Annotated in this window: 19 protein-coding genes; 9 read left to right on the forward strand and 10 right to left on the reverse strand. The window is 71.9% G+C overall.

The window, feature by feature from the left end:
• Positions 1–8: 8 nt before the first annotated feature.
• From ACO03V_RS06160 to ACO03V_RS06170, 3 genes are read right to left on the reverse strand one after another with little or no spacing between them, the layout of a single operon-like run.
• Positions 9–3,422 (reverse strand): error-prone DNA polymerase, encoded by a 3,414-nt coding sequence (locus ACO03V_RS06160; protein WP_423136985.1) that lies wholly within the window; start codon positions 3,420–3,422, stop codon positions 9–11.
• A 30-nt stretch (positions 3,423–3,452) separates the two neighbouring features.
• Positions 3,453–4,997 (reverse strand): DNA polymerase Y family protein, encoded by a 1,545-nt coding sequence (locus ACO03V_RS06165; protein WP_423136986.1) that lies wholly within the window; start codon positions 4,995–4,997, stop codon positions 3,453–3,455.
• Positions 4,997–5,722, reverse strand: a complete 726-nt coding sequence (locus tag ACO03V_RS06170; RefSeq protein WP_423137131.1) for a hypothetical protein — start codon at positions 5,720–5,722, stop codon at positions 4,997–4,999. Before ACO03V_RS06170 ends, ACO03V_RS06165 begins: the two co-directional genes overlap by 1 nt.
• 181 nt (positions 5,723–5,903) lie before the next feature.
• On the opposite strand from ACO03V_RS06170, the gene ACO03V_RS06175 reads away from it, so the two are divergent.
• Genes ACO03V_RS06175 through opgC form a run of 4 tightly spaced genes read left to right on the forward strand, consistent with a single transcriptional unit; the run spans position 5,904 to position 11,151 of the window.
• On the forward strand, positions 5,904–7,907 hold the full coding sequence (locus ACO03V_RS06175) for a glycosyltransferase family 2 protein (RefSeq protein WP_367726243.1): 2,004 nt from the start codon (positions 5,904–5,906) through the stop codon (positions 7,905–7,907).
• 1 nt (position 7,908) lies between these two features.
• On the forward strand, positions 7,909–8,244 hold the full coding sequence (locus ACO03V_RS06180; protein WP_367726242.1) for an STAS domain-containing protein: 336 nt from the start codon (positions 7,909–7,911) through the stop codon (positions 8,242–8,244).
• Positions 8,237–8,653, forward strand: a complete 417-nt coding sequence (locus ACO03V_RS06185) for an ATP-binding protein (protein ID WP_423136987.1) — start codon at positions 8,237–8,239, stop codon at positions 8,651–8,653. Before ACO03V_RS06180 ends, ACO03V_RS06185 begins: the two co-directional genes overlap by 8 nt.
• Positions 8,654–8,661: 8 nt before the next feature.
• The gene (gene opgC / locus ACO03V_RS06190; protein ID WP_423136988.1) at positions 8,662–11,151 is read left to right on the forward strand and encodes an OpgC domain-containing protein; all 2,490 of its coding nucleotides are present in this window, start codon (positions 8,662–8,664) and stop codon (positions 11,149–11,151) included.
• Positions 11,152–11,202: 51 nt separating this feature from the next.
• Here opgC and ACO03V_RS06195 read toward each other — a convergent pair whose 3' ends face one another.
• The 5 genes from ACO03V_RS06195 to ACO03V_RS06215 all read right to left on the reverse strand — a co-directional run bounded on the left by ACO03V_RS06195 (position 11,203) and on the right by ACO03V_RS06215 (position 15,863).
• Positions 11,203–12,354 carry a GAF domain-containing SpoIIE family protein phosphatase gene (locus ACO03V_RS06195; RefSeq protein ID WP_423136989.1) on the reverse strand — a complete coding sequence of 384 codons (1,152 nt, stop codon included), beginning with the start codon at positions 12,352–12,354 and terminating at the stop codon, positions 11,203–11,205.
• 119 nt (positions 12,355–12,473) lie between these two features.
• Entirely contained in the window at positions 12,474–13,031 is a 558-nt protein-coding gene (locus ACO03V_RS06200) for a cysteine hydrolase family protein (protein ID WP_423136990.1), read from the reverse strand.
• A gap of 123 nt (positions 13,032–13,154) precedes the next feature.
• A complete protein-coding gene (locus ACO03V_RS06205; protein WP_367726235.1) occupies positions 13,155–13,652 on the reverse strand; it encodes an HNH endonuclease in 498 nt (165 codons plus the stop codon).
• A 340-nt stretch (positions 13,653–13,992) separates the two neighbouring features.
• Positions 13,993–14,907: a M23 family metallopeptidase gene (locus ACO03V_RS06210; protein WP_367726234.1), complete on the reverse strand. Its 915-nt coding sequence runs from the start codon at positions 14,905–14,907 to the stop codon at positions 13,993–13,995.
• Positions 14,908–15,164: 257 nt separating this feature from the next.
• Entirely contained in the window at positions 15,165–15,863 is a 699-nt protein-coding gene (locus tag ACO03V_RS06215) for a metal-dependent transcriptional regulator (protein WP_367726233.1), read from the reverse strand.
• A 100-nt stretch (positions 15,864–15,963) separates the two neighbouring features.
• Between ACO03V_RS06215 and serC the strand changes: the two genes are divergently transcribed.
• A complete protein-coding gene (gene serC / locus ACO03V_RS06220; protein ID WP_423136991.1) occupies positions 15,964–17,088 on the forward strand; it encodes a phosphoserine transaminase in 1,125 nt (374 codons plus the stop codon).
• 63 nt (positions 17,089–17,151) lie between these two features.
• Here the strand turns inward: serC and ACO03V_RS06225 are convergent, their stop codons facing one another.
• A complete protein-coding gene (locus tag ACO03V_RS06225; protein ID WP_423136992.1) occupies positions 17,152–17,862 on the reverse strand; it encodes a DUF3027 domain-containing protein in 711 nt (236 codons plus the stop codon).
• Positions 17,846–18,229, reverse strand: coding sequence for a cold-shock protein (locus ACO03V_RS06230; protein WP_367726229.1), 384 nt, complete (start codon positions 18,227–18,229; stop codon positions 17,846–17,848). Before ACO03V_RS06230 ends, ACO03V_RS06225 begins: the two co-directional genes overlap by 17 nt.
• A gap of 109 nt (positions 18,230–18,338) precedes the next feature.
• Here ACO03V_RS06230 and ACO03V_RS06235 point away from each other — a divergent pair, with 109 nt between their 5' ends.
• From ACO03V_RS06235 to ACO03V_RS06250, 4 genes are all read left to right on the forward strand, one after another.
• Positions 18,339–18,605: a multidrug ABC transporter ATPase gene (locus ACO03V_RS06235; RefSeq protein WP_367726227.1), complete on the forward strand. Its 267-nt coding sequence runs from the start codon at positions 18,339–18,341 to the stop codon at positions 18,603–18,605.
• Between the two features lies 1 nt (position 18,606).
• On the forward strand, positions 18,607–20,346 hold the full coding sequence (locus ACO03V_RS06240) for a helicase-associated domain-containing protein (protein ID WP_423136993.1): 1,740 nt from the start codon (positions 18,607–18,609) through the stop codon (positions 20,344–20,346).
• A gap of 81 nt (positions 20,347–20,427) precedes the next feature.
• A complete protein-coding gene (locus ACO03V_RS06245) occupies positions 20,428–22,077 on the forward strand; it encodes a DNA repair helicase XPB (protein ID WP_367726225.1) in 1,650 nt (549 codons plus the stop codon).
• 69 nt (positions 22,078–22,146) lie between these two features.
• Positions 22,147–22,839 (forward strand): response regulator transcription factor, encoded by a 693-nt coding sequence (locus tag ACO03V_RS06250; protein WP_387053308.1) that lies wholly within the window; start codon positions 22,147–22,149, stop codon positions 22,837–22,839.
• The last annotated feature ends 133 nt before the right edge of the window (positions 22,840–22,972 follow it).

Below are 22,972 nucleotides of genomic sequence, written 5' to 3' on the forward strand. Positions count from 1 at the left end.
TTCACCCGTCACCGGAAGTCCCGCGAGACGTGCGCGACCCCGACCCGCAGATCCGTGAAGCCGTCGGCGACGAGGTTGGTGACGCCCTCGACGGAGCGTTCCAGCATCCCGCGCACGATGAGCGCCGGGGATTCCCGGGCGACGCGCCGGTACCTGTTCCAGACGCCGACCGAGCAGATGATGTTCATCAAGCCGTGCTCGTCCTCGAGGTTGAGGAAGGTGATCCCGGATGCCGTGGCGGGACGCTGCCGATGGGTGACCAGCCCCGCGACCTCGACGCGACGATCGGTCTCGTGCGTGCGCAGCTCGCGGGACGTGATGACGCCGCGCGCGTCGAGCGCGGCGCGGAAGTGCGTCATCGGGTGGTCGTCGGTGGACAGCCCCGTCGCCCACAGGTCGGAGGCGAGCACCTCGTAGCTGGACGGGTCGGTGAACAGCGGCGGCTGCACCGCCACCAGCGAGTCGGGCAGGAACTCCGGGCGGTCCTGCGCCGCCGACCCCGCGAGCCAGATCGCCTCGCGGCGGGTGTGGCCGAGGCTGTCGAACGCCCCGGCGGTGGCGAGGGCCTCCAGCTGCGCGGCGACGAGCCCGGTGCGCCGCACGAGGTCGCGCATGTCGCGGTAGGGGCCGTTGCTCTCGCGCTCGGCGACGATGCGCTCGGCGACCTTGGTCCCGATCCCGGTGACCTCGGCCAGCCCCAGACGCACGACGAAGGAGCCGTCGCGACGGTGGGCGTCGGTGTCGTCGGGCGCCGTCGGGTCGAACTCCCCCGTCGGCGGCTGATGCGCCGCGGCGCACGCGTCGAGTCCGGTCGCCGCGCGGGGCCCGTCGTCGGCGACGGGCTCGAGACCGGCCTGCACCCCCGAGCGCAGCAGGTCCGGACGGCGCACCTGCACCCCGTGACGGCGCGCGTCCGCGGTCAGGGTGGCGGGCGAGTAGAAGCCCATCGGCTGGGCGCGCAGCAGCCCCGCGAGGAAGGCCGCGGGATAGTGCAGCTTGATCCACGAGCTGGCGTAGACCAGCAGCGCGAACGACAGCGAGTGCGACTCGGCGAAGCCGAAGTTCGCGAACGCCTGGATCTTGGCGTACAGATCGTCGGCGACCGTGCCGACGAGCCCGTTGTCGGCCATGCCGGCGTACAGCTTCTCGCGCAGCTGCTCGATGCGTTCGAGTCCGCGCTTGGACCCCATCGCCCGGCGCAGCAGGTCGGCATCCTCGGCGGAGCAGTTGCCGACGGCGACGGCCATCTGCATGAGCTGCTCCTGGAACACCGGGACGCCCATCGTGCGTTCGAGCACCGGGCGCAGGCGTTCGTGCACGTACGTGATGGGCTCCTGGCCCAGCTTCCGCCGCACGAACGGGTGGACCGCGCCGCCCTGGATCGGCCCGGGCCGGATGAGGGCGATCTGCACGACGAGGTCGTAGAACCGCCGCGGCTGCAGGCGGGGCAGCAGACCCATCTGCGCCCGGGACTCCACCTGGAACACCCCGATCGAGTCGGCCCGGCAGAGCATGTCGTAGACGGCCTTCTCCTCCTTGGGCAGGGTCGACAGCTCCCACGTCTCGCCGGTGGCATCCCGGATCAGGTCGAAGCAGTACTGGAGGGCCGCCAGCATGCCCAGGCCCAGCAGGTCGAACTTGACCAGGCCCATCCAGGCCGCGTCGTCCTTGTCCCACTGGATGACCGTGCGGTCCTCCATGCGGGCGTGCTCGATCGGCACGACCTCCCCGACCGGGCGATCGGTGAGCACCATCCCTCCCGAATGGATGCCGAGGTGTCGGGGCGCCTTCAGCAGCTCGGCCGCGAACTCGATGACCTCGTCGGGGATGTCGTGGTCGGCCCCCGTCTCGAGGGTCGCGCCCCAGCGCTCGACCTGCTTGGACCAGGCGTCCTGCTGACCGGGCGAGTGCCCGAGGGCCCGCGCCATGTCGCGCACGGCGTTCTTGGGCCGGTACTGGATGACGTTGGCGACCTGGGCGGCGCGGTCGCGCCCGTAGGTGGCGTACACCCACTGGATGATCTCCTCGCGCCGGTCCGAGTCGAAGTCGACATCGATGTCGGGCTCCTCGTCGCGCAGGCTCGACAGGAACCGCTCGAACGGCAGCTGGTAGAAGATCGAGTCCACCGCCGTGATGTCCAGGAGGTAGCAGACGGCGCTGTTCGCCGCCGAGCCCCGCCCCTGGCACAGGATGCCGCGGCGTCGGGCCTCGGCCACGATGCCGTAGACGATGAGGAAGTAGCCCGGGAAGTCCTTCATCTCGATGACGGCGAGCTCGCGTTCGATGCGGTCGCGGTCGTCGTCGGACAGGTTCGGGTACTTGCGGGGGACGGCATCCCACACCAGCTGCCGCAGGTACGACATGGGGGTGTGGCCGTCGGGGACGGTCTGGCGCGGCAGCGCCGGCTTCGCACGGCGCAGCGGGAAGGCCAGCTCGTCGGCGAGCGTCACGGTGCGCGCGACCGCGCCCGGGTAGCGCGCGAACCGCGCCGTCATCTCGGCTCCCGAGCGCAGATGGGCGCCGGCATGGGCGGGGAGCCACCCGTCGAGCTCGTCGAGGCCGCGGTTGGCGCGCACGGCCGCGACGGCGGCCGCGAGCATCTGCTTCTGCGGTGCCGCGTAGTGGACGTTGTTGCTGGCGAGGACGGGCAGTCCGCGCTCGGCCGCGAGGGCGGCGAGCACGTCGTTGTGCCGGGAGTCCAGAGGATTGCCGTGGTCGATCAGCTCGACGTTGACGGCGTCGCGCCCGAAGAGGGCGACGAGCTCGTCGAGTGCCCGAGCCGCCCCCGCCGGCCCCTCGGCGGCGAGCGCCTGACGCACGGTGCCCTTGCGGCATCCGGTGAGCACGGCCCAGTGCGGGTCGCCGGGACCTCCGGAGCGTTCGGCGAGGTCGGCGAGGTCGTAGACGGGCCGCCCCTTCTCGGCGCCGGTCAGCTGCGCGTGGGTGATCGCCGCGGCGAGACGGTAGTAGCCCTCCTCGCCCCGGGCGAGCACGAGCAGGTGGGATCCGGCCGGATCGGCCTCCCCGTTCTGCGGTCCGGGCAGGCCGAGGGACAGCTCCGCACCGAAGACGGTGCGGACGCTGCGGGCCTCGGCCGCCTCGGCGAAACGGACGATGCCGTAGAAGCCGTCGTGGTCGGTGAGGGCGAGGGCGTGCAGTCCGAGGCGCTCCGCCTCCTCGACGAGGTCCTCGGGCGAGGACGCCCCGTCGAGGAACGAGTACGACGAGTGCGCGTGCAGCTCGGCGTAGGGCACCGTGTCGGCCGGGCGCTGGATGCGCGGCGGCACGTAGGGACCGCGCTTGTGCGACCATGCGGGACTGTCTCCGCCGTCGCCGCCGGCGGGCGTTCCCGTCGGACGCTGCGTGTCGCTGAGCGCACGCTCGAGCTCGGACCACTTGACCGGCGGGTTGTGCCACCCCATCAGCGCACCGCCGTCCGGAGGACGGATGCCTCAGTCATATCGACCCTCCGCCCGCCACTCCCCCTCTTCGGCGACGAGCAGCCACGCGCCGCCGTCGTCGTCGACGACCTGGAACCGGTGCGCCCGCCGCCGCCGCAGCGGGTCCCATCCCCGCTCGCTGATGGGCCAGGGACCCGCCCACTCCCGGATACGCCGCCGCTGCCCGCCGGTCACCAGCACCGCCGGCGGCGCGCTCAGCACGTCGCGCTCCCCCACCGTCACCGTGGCCCCCGCGATGTCGGTCACCTCGATCAGCCGCGGCTCGGGGTACACCGTGGCCGGCAGCGGGTCGGGGAGACTGCCCGGCCACGGCCGCGAGCGGTCCTTCGCGGTGACGGCGCGATCCCCCCAGGGGACGAGGACCTGCCGCTCGGCGAGCCATCGCCCGCCCCCGATGACGGGCGTGACGACGCCGCGGTGGCCGAGCATCGCCTGCACGCGGGAGAGGGCGTGATGGACGCGTTCGTCGGAACCGGCGCCGAACAGCCCCTTGGCGTGGTGGGCGGCGTCGTCGACGGCCTCGGGCTCGATGTGGACGCTCGCGACTCCGCTGCCGAAGATGCCCTGGCCGTCCTCGGCGAGCTGCCAGCGCACGCGGTCGACCACCGCTGCCGCGTCGAACGAGCCCGGATGCAGCCAGACGCGCTCGCTGCGCTCGGCCCGCTCCCCCGTCAGGACGACCCGCAGCTCGGTGCAGACGAGGTTGTGCGCCCCCAGCTGGGCGACGAACTCCTCCGCCGCGACGCGCATCCCGAACGCGATCTGGTCGGCGAGGTCGAGCGGCGGCTCGAACGCCACCGTGCGGTGCAGCTCGGGCGGGGGCGTCCGCGGGACGACGGGCTGCGAGTCCCACCCGGCCGCCAGCGCGTGCAGCCGCGTCCCCCGCTCGCCGAACCGTTCCCGCACGCGGCTGACCGGCATGGCCGCGAAGTCGCCGAGGGTGTGGACGCCCAGACGCGACAGCAGCCCCGCGAGCTCGTCGTCGTCGAGTGCGGCCACCGAGAGCGGGGCGAGGAAGGACCCGGCCTCCCCCGGCGGCACGATGCGGACGGTCGCGGCGTCGGGGGCGGTGCGGGCGGCCTGGTCGGCCGTGAAGATGCCGTCCGCGACGCTCGCGCGGACGTCGAGGACGTCGTCGGCCGCCAGCAGCCGGAGGAGCGTCCGGGCGGCCTCCTCCTCACCGCCGTAGTACCGCGCCGGACCCCGCGCCCGCAGCGCGCAGAGCCCCGGGCGGACGATCTGCACGCCCGGCGCGTGCTCCTCGATGCGCGCGACGAGCGGCGCGAACGCCCGCGCGTCGCGCACGGGGTCGGCCGCGACGACGGTCAGCGCGGGGCACAGCGCCTGGGCGTCGCGACGCCGCTGGCCGCGCCGGACGCCCTGCGCCCGGGCCGCCGCCGAGCAGGCGGTGACGATGTTCTTCTCGAAGACCGCGATGGCCGCGTCCGCGCGGGGCCGCGTGGTCGCCTCCCGGCGCAGGGCGGTGACCGGCCAGTCGGGGAACCACAGCACGAGGCTGCGCGCGGGCGCCTGCATCACCCCACCGCCCGGGTGCGGTAGTCTGCCACCTCGTCGCGGTGGCGCGGCACGAGACGCTCGGTCGGGGCGCCGAGCAGCTCGATCGTGCCGTCGGCCGCCGGCAGCAGCATGCGCGCCCGGCGCGCGTTCGGCGACCGCCGGCTGCTGACCGACACCGTCAGCTCGCGCCCCGCCAGGTATCCGTGTCCCTGACCGAGCCCCGACCAGCGCGAATCCGCGACGTCGATCACCGCCTCCGCCTGCGGCCAGGCCCCCTGCACCAGCAGCACGGTGCCGCGGTCGCGCATCCGGGCGGCCAGCCGCGCGGTCTCGGCCCCGCCGCGCCCCGCGGTCGATCCCGCGGGCGGCCGTACCGCGACCACGGGCAGCACCTCCGCGATCGTCGCCGTGACCGCGAGCCACCGCGGACCGGGATCGGGGATGAACACGAGGCGGTCGAGGTCGAGACCGTACTTCTCCGCCGCCTCGGCGCCGAGCTCGGGCATGCCGATGACCCCGCACCAGGCGCCGTCCTGCGAGGGACGGGCCATGAGCGCGAGCAGCAGCGACATCGACCGCGCGACGGCGTAGGCCGATCCCGACCGCAGACCGCCGCCGGGCAGCAGGGCGGTGAACGCGGGGTGGGTGGGCAGCACGGGGGCGTCCATCCGGCGGCCCTGCATATGCTCGAGCCGCGCCCGCAGCGCGTGGACGTCGGGCACGGCCTGCACCTGGTCTCGCACGATCGCCCTCACTCCCACAGGTTAGAACATGTGTTCTACACTCTCAATCCCTGTGGTCGAAGATACGATCGGCCTCCGACATCGCCCCCCGAGCCGGTGGCATCCATTTCTCGCAACGCCGTTGCTTAATTGTCAGAGCTGCGAGATTTCTATGAGGATGAGGGGTGGAAGAGGAGGGCGCATGGTCGTCGAGACAACGATCCGCCGCGACGAGAAGCGGCGGGAGGCCCGACGTCGCGAGACGTCGATCGTCCGTCGACTCGCCCTCGTCCGCATCGTCGCCCTGGTCGCCGTCCTGGCCGGGCTGAACTACATCGTCTGGCGCTGGCTCGCCTCGGTGAACTGGGAGTCGTGGTGGATCGCGGTCCCCCTCGTGCTCGCCGAGACCTACAGCTTCATCGACTCGCTGCTGTTCGCCATCGGCGCCTGGCGCCTGCGCGAGCGGCACGATGCCCCCACGATGCGACGGCAGGCCACCGTGGACGTCCTCGTCACCACGTACAACGAGCCCCTCGACCTCGTCATGGACACCGCGCGCGCCGCCAAGGCCATCCGGTATCCGCATGAGACATGGATCCTCGACGACGGCGACCGGCCCGAGCTGCGCGCCCTCGCCGAGGCGGAGGGCATCGGCGTCGTGACGCGGTCCGAGGCCTGGCGGGACCGCCCGCGGCACGCCAAGGCGGGCAACCTCAACAACGCGCTCATGGTCACCGAGGGCGAGTTCCTGCTCATCCTCGACGCCGACCAGATACCCTCCCCCGACATCCTCGACCGCACGCTCGGCTGGTTCGAGGACGAGAAGGTCGCCCTGGTGCAGACGCCGCAGTGGTTCGTCAACGTGCCCCCGAGCGACCCGCTCGGCAGCCAGGCGCCGCTGTTCTACGGCCCCATCCAGCAGTCCAAGGACGGCTGGAACGCCGCGTTCTTCTGCGGCTCCAACGCCATCCTGCGTCGCGAGGCGCTCATGCAGCTCGGTGTCTCCCGCTACGTCGGCGAGGTGACGCTCGCGGTGAACCGGGGCGTCCGCTCCTCGCGCCGCGTGCTCGCCCGCGCCCGGCGGGACTTCGGCTCCGACCCGCGGGTGGCTGCGGCGCTGGACGCCGTCTCGACCGCGCTGGACGACCTGCGCACCGGCATCGCCCGCGGCGACGCCCTCGCCGACCTCACCTACTCCTTCCAGCAGCGGATCCAGGCCGTGCGCCGCGAGCTGAGCGATCAGGACATCGCCGACGTGCGGGCCGAGCTCGCCGCCCTGGCGGAGATCACCGGCGACCCCGCCTCGCTCGCCGCCATCGACGAGACGACCCTCGACGCCCTGGGCGACCGGCACCTGTCACCGCTGGCGGCGGTCGAGTCGGTCAGCATGCTCGTGGACTCGTTCGACGTCGGGCGCGAGGAGGAGGCGCAGGCGGTCATGCCGCTGGCGACCATCTCGGTGACCGAGGACATGGCCACCTCGATGCGCCTGCACGGTCTCGGCTGGCGGTCGGTGTACCACGACGAGGTGCTCGCGAAGGGGCTGGCCCCCGAGGACCTGCCCACGATGCTCACGCAACGGCTGCGCTGGGCGCAGGGCACCATGCAGGTCATGTTCCGTGAGAACCCGCTGCTGCAGAAGAGCCTCGGCTGGGGACAGCGGATCATGTACTTCGGCACGATGTGGAGCTACCTGGCGGGCTTCGCCGCCGTCGTCTACGTCGCCGCCCCCATCCTGAACCTGTCGTTCGGGGTCATGCCGGTCCAGGCCTTCAGCCTCGACTTCTTCGCCCGGTTCATCCCGTTCTTCCTCGTCAACCAGCTGCTCTTCATCGTCGTGGCGAACGGCCGCCCCACCTGGCGGGGGGCGCAGTACTCCCTCGCGCTCTTCCCGGTGTGGATCCGCGCCGTCACCAGCGCGTTCGACAACGTCTACCGCGGACGCTCGCTCGCCTTCTCCGTCACCCCGAAGACGCGCTCCCTCGAGAACCGCCCGCGCTGGGACCTCGTGAGACCCCAGCTCTTCGTCATGGCCGCGCTCGTGGCGTCGCTCGTCATCGTGGCGATCCGCTTCATCGCGGGTCAGGCGGACGGCATCGCCCCGTTCGTCAACATCGCCTGGGTCCTCTACGACCTCGCCGTCTTCAGCATCATCATCCGCGCGGTGCTGTACTCCGCCTCCGACCACGAACCGAAGGGTTTCTGACATGCTCCAGGTCGACATCGACTCCCGTGACGGCGCGACCGTCGTCGCTCCGCGCGGCCGTCTCACCATGGTCTCCGCGCGCTCGTTCCGCGAGACGGTCACCGACGAGATCGCGCGCACCGGCGGCTCGGTCGTCGTCGTCGACCTCTCGGCCACCGAGTTCATCGACTCGTCCGGCCTCGGCGCGCTCGTCGCGTGCCTGAAGACCGCCCGCCAGTCCGGTGGCGACCTGCGGCTGGCCGCCCCGACCGAACAGGTCACGATGGTTCTCGGCCTGACCAACCTGGACCGCGTCCTCCGCCCGCGCGCCACCGTCGACGAGGCCCTGCGTGACTGAGATCCCCGTTCGGCGCTCTCTCGATCTCGCCGTCGAGGTCGGGAGCATCGAGCTCGTCCTGGACGCGCTCTCGGCGTGGTGGCTCGACGTCGGCGATGTCGAGCCCCGCGTCCGGTTCGGCTTCGACACGGCCGTGATCGAGATCGCGGGGAACGTCGTCGAGCACGCGCCCGCGCACCGCGGGCCGGGCCGGTTCACCGTGGAGCTCACGGCCGACGCCCGCACCGTCTCGGCCACCGTGTCCGACGACGCCGACCCGGTGGACGTCGACCTGAGCGCCCCGACGATGGCGGACGTCGACCAGGAGAGCGGCCGCGGACTGGCTCTCGCCCGCGCCGGGGTCGACCGCCTGCGCTATCAGCGGGTCGGCGACCGCAACGTCTGGCGGTTGGAGAGCGAGCGCGCGTGAGACACACGGTGAGACGACTCGCTGCGGCACTGGCGCTCGTCGGAGCCGCGGCGCTGCTCGGTGCGGGACCGGCGACCGCCGCCACGGACGACCGGACGACCGCGGCGACGGGCGACGTGCGCTTCGGACCCGAGCTGAACTGGGGCGACGACGGCCCCGACGGCTACCGCGACCGCCTCGGCGAGACCCCCGCGGTCTACGCCGTCCGCATCCCCTACCCCCTCGACGACCGGGCGCGCGCCGAGTGGCAGCGCGCCGCCTTCCAGGTGGCGGGACAGGGCGCCGCCCTCATGCTCACGCTCGAGCCCACGGTGGAGCTGTCGCGCCTGAGCGGGACGGATGCCGCCGCCCTCAACACGCAGCTGGAGGACTACGCGACGCAGTACGGCACGCGGCAGCTGGTGCGCTTCGCGCCCGAGATGAACGGGTCCTGGCAGAGCTGGGGTCAGCAGCCGACCGCCTACGTCCGCGCCTTCGAGCAGGTCGCCGACGCCGTCCACGCCGGATCCTCCGACGCCGAGACGGTGTGGGCGCCGTCGTACGGCGCGGGATACCCCTTCGAGCGCGCCGACGGACGGCTCGACGCGCTGTCGGCACGGGACCTGCGCGTCCTCGACACCGACGGCGACGGTCTGCTCACCGAGGCGGACGACCCCTACGGCCCCTATTTCCCGGATCGGGATGCCGTGGACCACGTCGGTCTGACGATGTACTACTTCGGCAAGGGCGAGGCCGCCGCGGCCGCCGGACGCGACGTGCCGCTGGAGACCAACACCGCCCCCGCCGAGGGGGAGGTCGCCGGGCGGCTGGACGAGCGGTGGGGCTACACGACGTCCCCGCAGGAGTCGTTCTACGACCGCTTCGCGGTGGACGAGGGCCTGCCGATGGTCCTCGACACCGGCGCCCTGTACGACTTCGCCCGCCAGGGCGACACCGACCTGGCCGTCAAGCAGGGGTGGTGGCGGCAGGTCCTGGCGGAGCTGCCCGCCCACCCGCGCATCGACACCGTCACGTGGCTCGAGACCGTCCGGCCCGAGGCCGAGGCCGGTGACCGCGAGGTCGACTGGCGCGCCACGGCCGACGGCGAGCTGGCCGCCGCGCTGCGCTCGGACCTGGTGGCATCCGGTCTCATCCGCTGGGGTCCCGTGACCGAGGTGATCACCCCGCAGGAGGGCTCCGCGACCACCGTGCAGGTGCGCGAGGACGCCGCCCCCGCCAACGACGAGATGAACTGGATCACCGGCAGCGCGGCCGTGCTCGCCGTGGCCTTCCTCGCCTCCGGGATCGTGGGACGGCTGTTCCCGAAGTGGCGGTACGACGACACGTCCGCGAGCCGGGACCTGCGCATCGACATGATCCGCGGGTTCATCATCGTCGTCGTCGTGGTCACGCACATCGAGGTCACGAGCCCGTACGCCTACGCCGCGCTGAAAGCCGTGGGGGCCATCACCGGCGCCGAGCTGTTCGTCCTGCTGAGCGGCATCGTGCTCGGCATGGTCTTCCCCGCGGCGATCAAGCGGGGCGGCGAGTGGGCCGCGGCGGTCGGGGCGTGGGCCCGCGCCCGCAAGCAGTACATCGTGGCGCTGGCCGTCGTGCTGCTGATCTTCGCCCTCGGCTTCGTCCCCTTCATCGACGCGACGAGCATCACGACGTTCACCGACCGCGGCACCGGCGAGGGCGGCACGGGCGACTCCGGCCGCGTGTACGACCTGTACCCCAACGGCGAGCGCCTGCTGGACTACCCGCCGCCCTGGTACGCCGTCCGGCAGCTGCTGCTGCTCGAGATGGGCCCGTGGCCGTTCAACATCATGGGGCTGTTCGTCGTCCTCAGCCTGGCGTACCCGGCGCTCATGTGGCTCATCCGGCGCCGACTCTGGTGGGTGGTGCTCGCCGGCAGCTGGGCGCTGTACCTGCTGCACGTCTTCGTCCCGGAGTACCCGCGTCTGCCGTCGCAGTTCGAGGCGGTCTTCCCGCTGTTCATCTGGCAGGTGCTGTTCACCCACGGTCTCGTCATCGGCTATCACCGCCGGCAGATCATCCGCGCGCTGACGACGCTGCCCGGCAAGATCGTCACCGGTGTCTTCGTCGTCGGATACGCGGGGTTCCTCGTCTACCTCTGGGCGGGCGAGACCTACGGGTTCACCCCGACCCCGTTCCCGGCCGACCTCTACACGGGCCTGTACGACTCGGGCTACCAGCGCATCTTCCTCGACTGGGGCCGGCTCGTCGACCTGCCTCTGGTCCTCGTCTGCAGCTACGCGGTGCTGACGGTGGCGTGGAAACCGCTCGAGAAGAGCATGGGCTGGCTGTGGATCCCCCTCGGCCAGGCGAGCCTGTACGTGTTCATCGTGCACGTGTTCTTCGTGCTGGCGGTCTCGAACATCCCCGGACTCGACCGCGCCAGCCTCTGGCAGGGCACGCTCATCCATACGGCGGTCATCGCGATCATCCTGCTGATGGTGCGCAAGAAGGTCCTGTTCTCCGTCATCCCCCGCTGAGCGGGCGGAGAAGGGATGCCACCGGGCCTCGGAGCCGGTGGCATCCCGGGGTCAGTGGATCGCCACCACCACGGCGGTGACGTCGTCGTCGACGGCGTGCGTGGACACCCGCACCGCGAGCTCCTCGAAGAAGCGGTCGGCGCGGGCGGCGCGACGCAGGTCCTCGCCGATGAGGCGGAGGCTCTCGAGGGTCGAATCGTATGCGTCGAGCGCCCCGTCCGAGACCGAGACGATGAGGTCGCCGCGGCTCACGGCCGACGAGCCGGCCTCCCACGGCATGTCGGCGGGACGCAGGCCCAGCGGGAGGTTGCGCGAGCTCAGGCGCTCGTCGCTCCCGTCCGGGTGCAGGACGAGCGAGAGCCCGTGGCCCGCGTCGACGTAGTCCAGCCGGCCGGCGCGCGTGTCGATGACGGCGTGGAAGATGGTGGCGAAGGTGTCGCGGAACCGTCGGTCCGCACCGGCTTGGCTCTCGACGGAGGTCAGCGCCCCGACCGGGTCCATGTCGCGTCGCTCCTGCATCGCCCGGAGCAGCTCGTCGGCGAATCCACCGGCGATCTCGCCCTTGCCCATGACGTCGGCGAGGGTGACCACGACGCGGCCGCCCACCTGCATCCAGCCGCTGCGGTCCCCGCTCACCGCGCCGTGCGGGATGGCGAGGGAGGCCAGGTGCACCTCGCTGCCGAGGTCTTCCTGGTGCGTCTCCGGCGACGTCGCCGGGGCGGCCTCGTCGGGACCGGGCTCGCTCTGCCGCAGTTCCGCCTGCGCCCACGCCCCGAAGCGCTGCAGGGCGGCGCGCTGGTCGCCGTCGAGGGTGCGCGGGGTGTCGTCGAGCAGGCAGAGGGTCGCCACGGCCTGGCCGTCGTCAGTGCGCAGCGGCACACCGGCGTAGAACCGCATGCCGTAGTCGGTCACGGCCTTGCGGTCCCGGTACCGGTCGTCCGCCGCGGCGTCGCGGATCTCCAGGACGCCGTTCTGCCGGATCGTCTCGGCGCAGAACACGTCCTCGGGGGCGGAATGACCGATGGCCGGTCCGGGCGGCTGCGACTTCGTGTAGACCGTGTCGTCTCCGACGATGTTCACCAGCGCGAAGTCGACCTGGAAGAGGTCCTGTGCCAGTCGCGTGATGCGGTCGAACCGTTCCTCCGGCGGCGTGTCCATCAGACCGGTGCGGTCATGGGTGTCGCGTGGCAGTTCAGAGGTCACGGGATCGATCCTTCCGCAGACGACGGTTCTCCTCCGACCCTATCGAGCCCGGCCGGGCTCGGTTGCCCGCTTCGCAGACAGGACCGGGATCGTCGTGATCCGTCCCCGCACGGCCGTCGTCAGACCAGGTCCGCGGTCCGCACGACACGCGCGAACCCGCCGCCCTGCAGGACCAGCGCGGTCCCGGCCATGAGGTCTGCGGCCGTCCGCGTGACGCGACCGACCCCCGCGACCTCCTCGTCCAGGTCGAACGTGCGCGTGGCATCCAGCACGACCGTCGTGTCGTAACCGAGGTTGCCCGCCATCCGCGCGGTCGTCTCGACGCACATGTTGGTCTGGATGCCGCAGACGACGACCTCCTGGATGCCGCGCTCCCCCAGCCACGCGTGGAGGTCGGGCTCCCCGTAGAACGCCGAGTTCACCTGCTTGGTGACGAGGACGTCCGCCTCGGCAGCCGCGACCGCGGCCACGAGGGCGTTGCCCGGCGACGACGGATGCAGCGGGGCCCCGGGCGAGACCGAGTCGTGCCGGACGACGACGACGGGCTCACCGGTGCGACGCCAGTGCGCGATCAGGGCGGCGACGTTCTCCTCGCAGTCGGGGTTGGTCGTGGCGCCCCAGAAGGCGAGGTCGTCGAATCCCTGCTGCATGTCGATGACGAGGAGAGCGCGTGTCATGCCCTCATCACATCACCCGCCGGCCCGGCGCCTCGAGTGTCCGGACGGACGTCGACCGACGGATCACCGCCACTCGGCGCCGACGTCGACGGACAGGGGGTCCCTCGGACGCGGCGGGCGAGGTCAGGCGGCCAGAGCCAGGTACGGCTCCCAGCGCGGGTCCGACTTGTCCACCCCGCGCACCGTCCAGGAGGATCCCCGGGGAGGGCCCGGGACGAGCCGGAGCTCCCACGCCATCTCGGCCGGGGTCCGATCGCCCTTGACGTTGTTGCACCGCAGGCAGCAGGCCACGAGGTTCTCCCACGTGTCCTTGCCCCCGCGCGAGCGCGGCTGGACGTGATCGATCGTGGATGCCGCCTTGCCGCAGTACGCGCAGCGGTGGGCGTCGCGTCGCAGCACCCCGCGACGGGTGACGGGGACGCGACGGGCACCGGGCACGCGCACATAGCGCGTCAGGATGATCACCGCCGGGCGATCGTACGTGGACGCGGCCGTCCACACCGGATCGCCGTCGATGCACTCGACGACGGTGGCCTTCTCGTTCATCACGAGCACGAGGGCTCGCTTGAACGACACGACGGCCAGCGGTTCGTATCCCGCGTTCAGCACAAGAGTGCGCATTTCCTGTCCTCTCGAATGGCCGAGACGGCTTCTCGGATGTTCGACTCGCGACGGCGGGAGGGGCGGCAGGGGTATGAAAAAGGGCGCTGTCACACAGACAGCGCCCTGGAGGTCGCGGCGATCCCGCGGCATCCGCTCACACGATGCCGGAGGACGAGCAGCCCGAGCGCATCCATGGTGCGGATGCGAGGCATGTCGTCCATCGGCGGTCCCTCCGGTTCTCCCGACGTCGAGGACAGGCTAACCCACTGCGACACGCCCGGGGTCCGACGCGTCGGGAAACAGAAGACGGCGTGTCGGAGAACTCATGTCTCCGACACGCCGTCGAGGTCTGGCGGGCTCAGCTCGCGTTCTGCTGCAGCCAGGCGTAGGGGTCGACCACGGAACCGTTGATGTGCACCTCGAAGTGCAGGTGGTTGGCGGTCGAGCTGCCGGTGGAGCCGACGAGGCCGATCAGCTGACCGGCGGCGACCGTCTGACCCGACTGGACGACGCGGCTGCCGTAGGTCATGTGGCCGTACAGCGTCGACACGCGCTGGCCGTTGATGACGTGATCGATCGTCACGGCGACGCCGTAGCCGCCGTAGCTCTCCTGGGAGACGCGGACGACGCCGGCGGCGGCGGCGAAGATCGGCTGGCCGCCGGGCGCGAGGAGGTCGACGCCCTGGTGGTAGCCGGAGTCCCAGAGGCCGCGACCGAGCGTGTAGCTCGACAGGGGCCAGCGGACCTCGCCCGACCCGGGGGCCGTCATGTTGAGGTCGACGGAGGAGACGCTGGTCGGCGCGCTGGTGGCCGCCTGCGCGGCGCGCTCGGCAGCCTCGCGGGCACGCTCCGCGGCAGCGGCGGCGGCGGCCTCCTGATCCTTCTTCTTCTGGATCTCCTCGGCGGTCGTGGCCGAGTAGCTGCTGCGGTCGAGCGTCTGCGCCGAGACGTCGGACGCGACCACGAGCGACTGGTTGTCGGGGGCCGACATCTGCTGCAGCGTCATGGTGTCGGCCGAGGGCAGCGACGCGGCGTACGCCGGGATGGCGACCGTCGCGACGAGGCCGGCGACCATCGACAGGATGACGGCGCTGCGCAGCGGCTTGGCGCCGCGCCGCGGGGTGCGGGGCGAAGCGGGGGCGCTCGTCGCGGGAGCGCGGCGCTCGCGGGACGGTGCGGCGGTCGAGCGGGCGGCGGTGGTGCGCGCTCTGCGGGTCAGACCCGTCGACGGGACCTCGGGCAGGCCCTCGACGGGATCGGTGTGTTCAGCCAAAGTTCCTCCGGCGCCTCTGCGCGGTCACACGCTGGCTCGTCAGCACTCGATGGGGCACGATGCGGGCTTCACCCTCTGCAGACGACGAGCCGATGAGGCAGACTGCGAGGGGTCCGACGGCGGGCTTCTCGCCTGTGGACCCTCTGAGGCTACCCGAATATAACGAACATGTCACGCACCCGACGCTTTCCCCAGGGACCGTTCGGGTTGCAGGGCGACCGGCGGAGAACTCCCCCGACCGCCCGTGCGCGAACGGGTCAGGCGTCGGCCACGAGGAAGATGTGCGAGGCGACCTCGACGGGAAGCTCGAGCCCCTCCTCGGACTCGTCCATCTGCACGAGGACGTAGCCCTCGTTGAAGCGGTACTCGCCGCGGGCCCCGGGGACGACGCCGGCGGCCTTGAACTGCTGCAGGAGCTCCGGGTCGACCTGCGCCGGCTCGGCGAGCCGGCGGACGGTGCCGGAGATGGGCTGGCCGGCCTCGTTGAGCTTCTTGACCAGACCGACGACGCCCTCCTCGAAGGTGGCGCCGGGGATGTCGCCCAGCTGGTCGAGGCCGGGGATGGGGTTGCCGTAGGGCGACTCGGTGGGGTGCCCGAGCAGCTCGACGAGGCGGCGTTCCACCTGCTCGCTCATCACGTGCTCCCACCGGCAGGCCTCGTCGTGCACGTAGGCCCAGTCCAGGCCGATGACGTCGCTGAGCAGCCGCTCGGCGAGACGGTGCTTGCGCATGACGTCGACCGCCTTCTGACGGCCGTCGTCGGTGAGCTCGAGCCGGCGGTCCTCGGACACGACGACGAGACCGTCGCGCTCCATGCGCCCGACGGTCTGCGACACGGTCGGACCGGAGTGCCCGAGGCGCTCGGAGATGCGCGCCCGCAGGGGAACGATGTTCTCCTCCTCGAGCTCGAGGATGGTGCGCAGATACATCTCGGTGGTGTCGATCAGATCGGTCATTCGGGGGTTCCCTCGGCGTCGCGCGGCAAGTCCTCCCAGCCTACCGACCCGCCCCGACATGAAGGCGGGACGGCCGAGGCGTGCGTCCTAGAATCGAGCCATGCCGCACGTGGACCTCCCCACCGAACTCCTGCCCACCGACGGCCGCTTCGGGTGCGGCCCCTCCAAGGTGCGCGGTGCGCAGCTCGAGGCGCTCGTCACCCGGGGTGCCACCATCCTCGGCACCTCGCACCGTCAGGCCCCGGTCAAGGACCTCGTCGCCAGCACGCGCGAGCGTCTGGCCGAGCTGTTCCGCCTGCCCGACGGGTACGAGATCATCCTCGGCAACGGCGGGTCCACCGCGTTCTGGGACGCCGCCGCCTTCGGCCTCATCGAGAAGCGCAGCCAGAACCTCGTCTTCGGCGAGTTCGGCGGCAAGTTCGCCGCCGCCGCCGGCGCCCCGTGGCTGCAGGCCCCCGACGTCCGCCGCGCCGAGCCCGGCACGTCCGCCGTCGCCGAGGCCGTCGAGGGCGTGGATGTCTACGCCTGGCCGCACAACGAGACCTCGACCGGTGTCGCCGCCCCCGTCCGCCGCGTCCACGGCGACGACGGCGCCCTGACGGTCATCGACGCGACCAGCGCCGCCGGCGGCATCGACTTCGATGTGGCTGAGGCCGACGTCTACTACTTCGCGCCCCAGAAGAACCTCGGCTCGGACGGCGGCCTCTGGTACGCCGCCGTCTCGCCCGCGGCGCTCGAGCGCATCGAGCGGATCGCCGCGTCGGACCGCTACATCCCCGAGTTCCTCAGCCTGAAGAACGCGGTGGACAACTCGCGCCTGCAGCAGACGCTCAACACCCCGGCGCTCGCCACGCTGCTGCTGCTCGACGACCAGCTGGGCTGGATCCTCGACAACGGAGGCCTCGCGTGGGCCGGCGCGCGCACGGCGGAGTCCTCCTCGGCGCTCTACGAGTGGGCCGAGGGCAGCGCCGTCGCCACGCCCTTCGTCGCGGACCCCGCGGACCGCTCCCCCGTGGTCGTGACCGTCGACTTCGACGAGTCCGTCGACGCAGCGGCCGTCGCGAAGAGCCTGCGCGCGAACGGCATCGTCGACACCGAGCCCTACCGCAAGCTCGGACGCAACCAGCTGCGCGTCGCCACGTTCGTGTCGATCGAGCCGGAGGACGTCCGGAAGCTCATCGGCGCGATCGACTACACCGTGGAGGGTCTGCGCGCCGGCGCCTGACCCGTCACCGCCCGACATGACGAAGGCCGCCCTCTTTCTCGGGGGCGGCCTTCGTCGTCTGGGTCAGTAGCTGCGTTCGCGCTCGTCGTCGTCCGACTCGTCATCGTCCGCGGAGTCGTCGTCGGAATCGTCGTCGGAGTCACCGGACTCGTCGTCCGCGTCGCCGTCGTCGTCGTCCGCATCGTCGTCGCCGTCGTCGTCCGCGTCGTCCTCGTCGTCGTCGTCCTCGCCGTCCGCGTCGTCGTCGTCGGACTCCTCATCGGCCTCGTCGTCCGCGGCATCCACGTCGAGCTCGTCGATGTCGACGCCGTCGAGATCACCGGCGTGCAGGCGCGCCCGGGGCTCGTCGTCGCCGGACTCGTCCGACTCGTCGTCGTCCTCGTCCTCGGCATCCGACTCGTCGTCGTCGAGGTCGTCGACATCCGCGTCGTCCGACTCGGCCGCCGCCGCCTGCGCCGCCTGGTACTCGGCGAGCCGGGTCGCCCACGGGATCCACTCGGGAGCCAGCAGCGCCCCCTCACCGGGCAGCAGCTCGACCTCCAGCACCGTCGGCTCGGCGTCCTCGACGACGGCGACGGTCACGGTCCAGTGCCAGCCGGGGTAGCCGGCGAGACGGGTGAGGAAGCGCAGCGAGACGACCCCGTCGTCCTCGACGACGTAACCGGCGGCCGGGCCGATGCTGGACTCCGGCGTGATCTCCCGCAGGGCGGCGAGGGCGAGGTCGTGGGCGTCGAGCAGGCGCGGGTCGACCGGCTGCTCAGGCTTCGAAGTCATCGGCGACCTTGCGCAGCACGGCGGCGATCTTCTTCGCGTGCGCGCCGCTGGGGTACCGGCCGCGACGCAGGTCGCCGCCGATGCCGTCGAGCAGCTTGACGAGGTCCTCGACGATGATGGCCATGTCGTCCGCGGGCTTGCGCGAGCGCTTGGCGAGGCTGACGGGCGCCTCGAGGACGCGCACCGAGAGGGCCTGGGGTCCGCGCTTGCCGTCGGCGACGCCGAACTCCAGACGCGTTCCGGCCTTCGGCCCGGGGGTCCCGGCGGGCAGGGCGGTGGCGTGCAGGAACACGTCCTGGCCGTCATCGGTCGTGATGAAGCCGAAGCCCTTCTCGTCGTCGTAGAACCTGACCTTGCCGGTGGGCATGGATACCTCGCTGGGGATGTGCGCGCATACGCGCGATGGAACGCGGGAAACCCGATCGGGACCCGGCCTTCAGCCTACGGCACCGCCGCCAGGCAGTAGGCTGAGCCCGATGAGCACGCGCACCCCCGGCGAAGACGTCCCGATCCGACGTATCGATCGCATCCTCGCGTTCATGTCGCTGGGCCTGCTCATCCTGTCGATCGTGTGCTTCTTCGCGATCATGATCGGCTCCTCGACCGGCGCCGACATGCGCACCGGCGTCTGGCCCACCGTCGGCGTCCTCATCTACATCGCACCTCCCGTGGCGTTCGCGTGCCTGGTGGCCGTGCTCATCATGAGCTTCGTGCGAAGGGCACGCGCGAACAAGGGTCGCTGACGTGTCCGAGACCTCCGATCAACGTGCGCTGGCGGTCTCTCTGGGCGCGATGCGCGACGACGAGCTGGTCCGCCTCTTCGCCGACCGCGAGGTGTCGCCGACCGCCACGTGGCGCGACATGTTCGACGCGGCCGACGCCCTCCTCGACCCGGCCTCGATCGGACGGGCGCTCCCCGCACTGAACCGCGCCGAGGCGCAGGGACTCGTGGATGCCACGGCCTCGCGCACCCCGCTCCCGCCCGAGTCCCGCGACGCCCTGATCTCCCGGGCCCTCGCCCGTGAGGACGGCACGCCCTTCACCGCCGTCGCGGAGATCGTCGGCGAGACGTTCCCGGACGGCATCCCGGACACCGAGATCCCCGCCGTGACCTCGGACCCCGCACCGCGCGAGGCCGCCGCCGCCGAGGACGCGTTCACGAATGCGGCCTCGCTCGCCGACGTGCTCCTGCTGGCCCTCGAGACGCCTCTCGGCCGCATCGGCTCCGGCTCGCTCGGCGCCGGCGAACGTCGTCGTCTCGTCGAGACGGGAGCGGCCGTCACCCCCGACGACGCCGATCTGCTGGTCGGCCTCGGAGCCGCCGTCGGCCTGCTCGGCTCGAACGGGCGCGCGTGGCTGGTGACCCGCGCCGGTCGCGACTGGCTGCGCAAGCCCACGCTCGACCGGTGGGAGAGCACCGCCGCCGCCCTGCGCGACGCGCTCCCCTCCTCCTACCGCTCGCCCGACGGCGGCTGGGTCTCCGCCTATCTCTGGGCGGGGGCGGCGCCGTTCGACCCGACCGGTCCCCGGCACGCCTCGGAGTGGATCGCGCGCTTCCGCGCGTGGGGGCTCATCGACACGGCCGGCCAGGAGACGCCGTGGAGCCGCGGTCTCGCGGCGGGCGGCCCGGCCGAGACCGACGCCCTGCGCGCACTGCTCCCGCCCGAGGTGGACCGCGTGTACCTGCAGAACGACCTCACGGCGATCGCGCCGGGACCGCTGGCCCCGCACCTCGACGTCCGCCTGCGCGGCATGGCGGCGCGGGAGTCCCGCGCCCAGGCGTCCAGCTACCGCTTCAGCGCCGCGTCGATCGGCTCCGCCATCACGGCGGGCGAGACCGCGGAGTCGCTGCGCGACTTCCTCACCGGGCTGTCGCTGACGGGGCTGCCGCAGCCCCTGGCCTACGTCATCGAGCGGTCCGCCGCCGAGCACGGGCGGGTGCGGGTGGCCCGGGACGAGGCGTCCGGCCTGACCCGGATCCGCACCGACGACGCGACCCTCGCGCGCGCCATGGAGGTGGATCAGTCCCTGCGGTCCATCGCCCTCACCGTCGACGACGACGCCGACGGCCACGACCTCGTCACCCACGTGGACCGCGACGTCGTCTTCTGGGCGCTCAGCGACGCGCACTACCCCGCGGTCGCCGTAGACGCGGACGGCCGCGCCCGGGCGCTGGACCGCGCCCGCCTCGCCCCCGACGAGTCCGCCCCCTCCCCCGCGGACGTGTACGCGCCGCTCGTCGGTCGGCTGCGCGCCGGCGTCGGCGACTCGGACGCCGCCTGGCTCGAACGCGAGCTCGACCAGGCCGTCCGCACGCGGTCGGTCGTCGACGTGACGGTGCGGCTCCCCGACGGATCCGCGCGCGTCTTCCGCCTCGAGGCCACGGGTCTGGGCGGCGGACGGCTGCGCGGGCGGGACAAGGCGGCCGACGTCGAGCGCACCCTGCCGCTGTCGCACATCGACGGGGTCGCGCTGGTCGATTGAGGACCGGGATGCCGCCCCGGTGGCATCCATCCGCCCGCCGACGCGCCGGGGGCACGCGCGACCTCGGTAGAATCGACCGTTATGGCTGACGGTCCCCTCATCGTGCAGAGCGACCGCACCGTGCTGCTCGAGGTCGCACACCCCGACGCGGAGACGGCGCGGCACGAGCTGGCGGTCTTCGCCGAGCTCGAACGCGCGCCCGAGCACATCCACACGTACCGCATCACCCGGTTGGGGCTGTGGAACGCCCGCGCCGCCGGCCACGACGCCGACGGGATGCTGCAGACGCTCGACCGGTGGTCGCGCTTCCCGGTGCCGGCCTCGGTGAGCACCGACATCCGCGAGACCGTCACCCGGTACGGCCGTCTCGTCATCGAGCGCGACGACGAGGGCGCGCTGGTCCTGCGGTCCACGGACGCGGCCGTGCTGAGCGAGGTGTCGCGGAACAAGCGCATCGCACCGCTGCTCATCGGACACCCGTCCCCCGACAGCTACACCGTCGACGCCTGGGCCCGCGGCCACATCAAGCAGGAGCTGCTCAAGATCGGCTGGCCCGCCGAGGACCTCGCCGGTTACACGCCCGGCACGCCGCACCCCATCGACCTCGACGAGGACGGCTGGCACCTGCGGCCGTATCAGCGGCAGGCCGTCGACTCCTTCTCGGAGGGCGGCTCCGGCGTGGTGGTGCTCCCCTGCGGTGCGGGCAAGACGCTCGTCGGCGCCGGCGCGATGGCCGAGACCCGCACGACGACGCTCATCCTCGTCACGAACACCGTGAGCGCGCGCCAGTGGCGGGACGAGCTGCTGCGCCGCACCTCGCTCACGCCCGAGGAGATCGGCGAGTACTCGGGTCAGTCGAAGGAGATCAAGCCGGTCACCATCGCGACCTACCAGATCCTCACGGCCAAGCGCGGGGGCCAGTACGCCCACCTCGCCCTCCTCGATGCGCTCGACTGGGGCCTGGTGCTCTACGACGAGGTGCACCTGCTGCCCGCGCCCGTGTTCAAGCTCACGGCGGACCTGCAGGCGCGGCGCCGTCTCGGCCTGACGGCGACCCTGGTGCGCGAGGACGGACGCGAGGGCGACGTCTTCAGCCTCATCGGCCCCAAGCGCTTCGACGCACCGTGGAAGGAGATCGAGGCCCAGGGCTTCATCTCCCCCGCCGCCTGCTACGAGGTGCGCATCGACCTCCCGGCCGGCGAGCGCCTCGAGTACGCCGCCGCCGCGGATGAGGAGCGGTACCGCCTGGCCGCCACCGCCCCGGCCAAGATCGACGTCGTGCGCCGGCTGGTGGACCGACACCCCGGGGAGCGCGTCCTCGTCATCGGGCAGTACCTCGACCAGATCGACGAGCTGGCCGAGGCGCTGAACGCCCCGAAGATCACCGGCTCGACCCCCGTGTCGGAGCGGGAGGAGCTGTTCCAGGCCTTCCGCGTGGGCGAGATCTCCCTGCTCATCGTGTCGAAGGTCGCGAACTTCTCGGTCGACCTGCCCGAGGCGTCCGTGGCCATCCAGGTCTCCGGCTCGTTCGGCTCGCGCCAGGAGGAGGCCCAGCGTCTCGGGCGCCTGCTGCGGCCCAAGCAGTCGGGGCACACCGCGAGCTTCTACACGCTGATCGCCCGCGACACCGTGGACCAGGACTTCGCGCAGAACCGGCAGCGGTTCCTCGCCGAGCAGGGCTACGCGTACACGATCCTGGATGCCGATGGGATCGAGGCCGTCGCCGCCTGATCCATAGCAGGGCGCGGCGTTTCGTGCGATATCCAGCGGTTCCCTGGGTGCAGTCACGATAATGAGCACATGACTGCACCGCGCATCCTCGTTGTGGACGACGAACCGAACATCCGCGACCTGCTGATCACGAGCCTGCGTTTCGCCGGGTTCCAGGTCCGGGCCGTGAGCAACGGCGCGCAGACGATCTCGGCGGTCCTCGAGGAGGAACCGGACCTGATCGTGCTCGACGTGATGCTGCCGGACATGAACGGCTTCAGCGTCACGAAGCGTCTGCGCGGGGCCGGATACACGGCGCCGATCCTCTTCCTCACGGCGAAGGACGAGACGGAGGACAAGATCACGGGCCTGAACGCCGGCGGCGACGACTACGTCACCAAGCCGTTCAGCCTCGACGAGATCGTCGCGCGCATCCAGGCGATCCTCCGCCGCACGATGCAGGCCGACGAGGAGTCGGTCATCCGCACCGGCGAGCTGACGATGGACCAGGACACGCACGACGTGAGCGTCGGCGACGTCTCGATCGACCTCAGCCCGACGGAGTTCAAGCTCCTGCGGTACCTCATGCTGAACCCGAACCGCGTGCTGTCGAAGGCGCAGATCCTCGACCACGTCTGGGAGTACGACTTCAACGGCGACGCCGGCATCGTGGAGAGCTACATCTCCTACCTGCGCCGCAAGATCGACCCGCACTCCTCCGAGCCGCTCATCCAGACCAAGCGCGGCTTCGGCTACATGCTCAAGTCCGGTAAGAGCGCCTGAGCCGGGAGGCTCCCCTGTCGCATTCCGACGACGCCCTGACACGCTGGTGGCGTGCGCTGAGCCTCCGGGCCAAGGTCACCGGCGTCACCGTCACGCTCCTGGCGGTCGGGCTGTTCGCGGCGGGGATCGGCAC

Source organism: Microbacterium sp. HMH0099, from assembly GCF_049384025.1.
GTDB lineage: Bacteria > Actinomycetota > Actinomycetes > Actinomycetales > Microbacteriaceae > Microbacterium.

Excerpts from the sequence above, each read along its gene's own strand:
- ACO03V_RS06215 (WP_367726233.1), bottom strand. The coding sequence starts at position 15,863 with ATGACCGATCTGATCGACACCACCGAGATGTATCTGCGCACCATCCTC.
- ACO03V_RS06160 (WP_423136985.1), bottom strand. The coding sequence starts at position 3,422 with ATGGGGTGGCACAACCCGCCGGTCAAGTGGTCCGAGCTCGAGCGTGCG.
- ACO03V_RS06245 (WP_367726225.1), top strand. The coding sequence starts at position 20,428 with ATGGCTGACGGTCCCCTCATCGTGCAGAGCGACCGCACCGTGCTGCTC.
- ACO03V_RS06180 (WP_367726242.1), top strand. The coding sequence starts at position 7,909 with ATGCTCCAGGTCGACATCGACTCCCGTGACGGCGCGACCGTCGTCGCT.
- ACO03V_RS06175 (WP_367726243.1), top strand. The coding sequence starts at position 5,904 with ATGGTCGTCGAGACAACGATCCGCCGCGACGAGAAGCGGCGGGAGGCC.
- ACO03V_RS06165 (WP_423136986.1), bottom strand. The coding sequence starts at position 4,997 with ATGCAGGCGCCCGCGCGCAGCCTCGTGCTGTGGTTCCCCGACTGGCCG.
- ACO03V_RS06225 (WP_423136992.1), bottom strand. The coding sequence starts at position 17,862 with ATGACTTCGAAGCCTGAGCAGCCGGTCGACCCGCGCCTGCTCGACGCC.
- ACO03V_RS06235 (WP_367726227.1), top strand. The coding sequence starts at position 18,339 with ATGAGCACGCGCACCCCCGGCGAAGACGTCCCGATCCGACGTATCGAT.
- ACO03V_RS06250 (WP_387053308.1), top strand. The coding sequence starts at position 22,147 with ATGACTGCACCGCGCATCCTCGTTGTGGACGACGAACCGAACATCCGC.
- ACO03V_RS06205 (WP_367726235.1), bottom strand. The coding sequence starts at position 13,652 with ATGCGCACTCTTGTGCTGAACGCGGGATACGAACCGCTGGCCGTCGTG.
- ACO03V_RS06200 (WP_423136990.1), bottom strand. The coding sequence starts at position 13,031 with ATGACACGCGCTCTCCTCGTCATCGACATGCAGCAGGGATTCGACGAC.
- ACO03V_RS06230 (WP_367726229.1), bottom strand. The coding sequence starts at position 18,229 with ATGCCCACCGGCAAGGTCAGGTTCTACGACGACGAGAAGGGCTTCGGC.
- serC (WP_423136991.1), top strand. The coding sequence starts at position 15,964 with ATGCCGCACGTGGACCTCCCCACCGAACTCCTGCCCACCGACGGCCGC.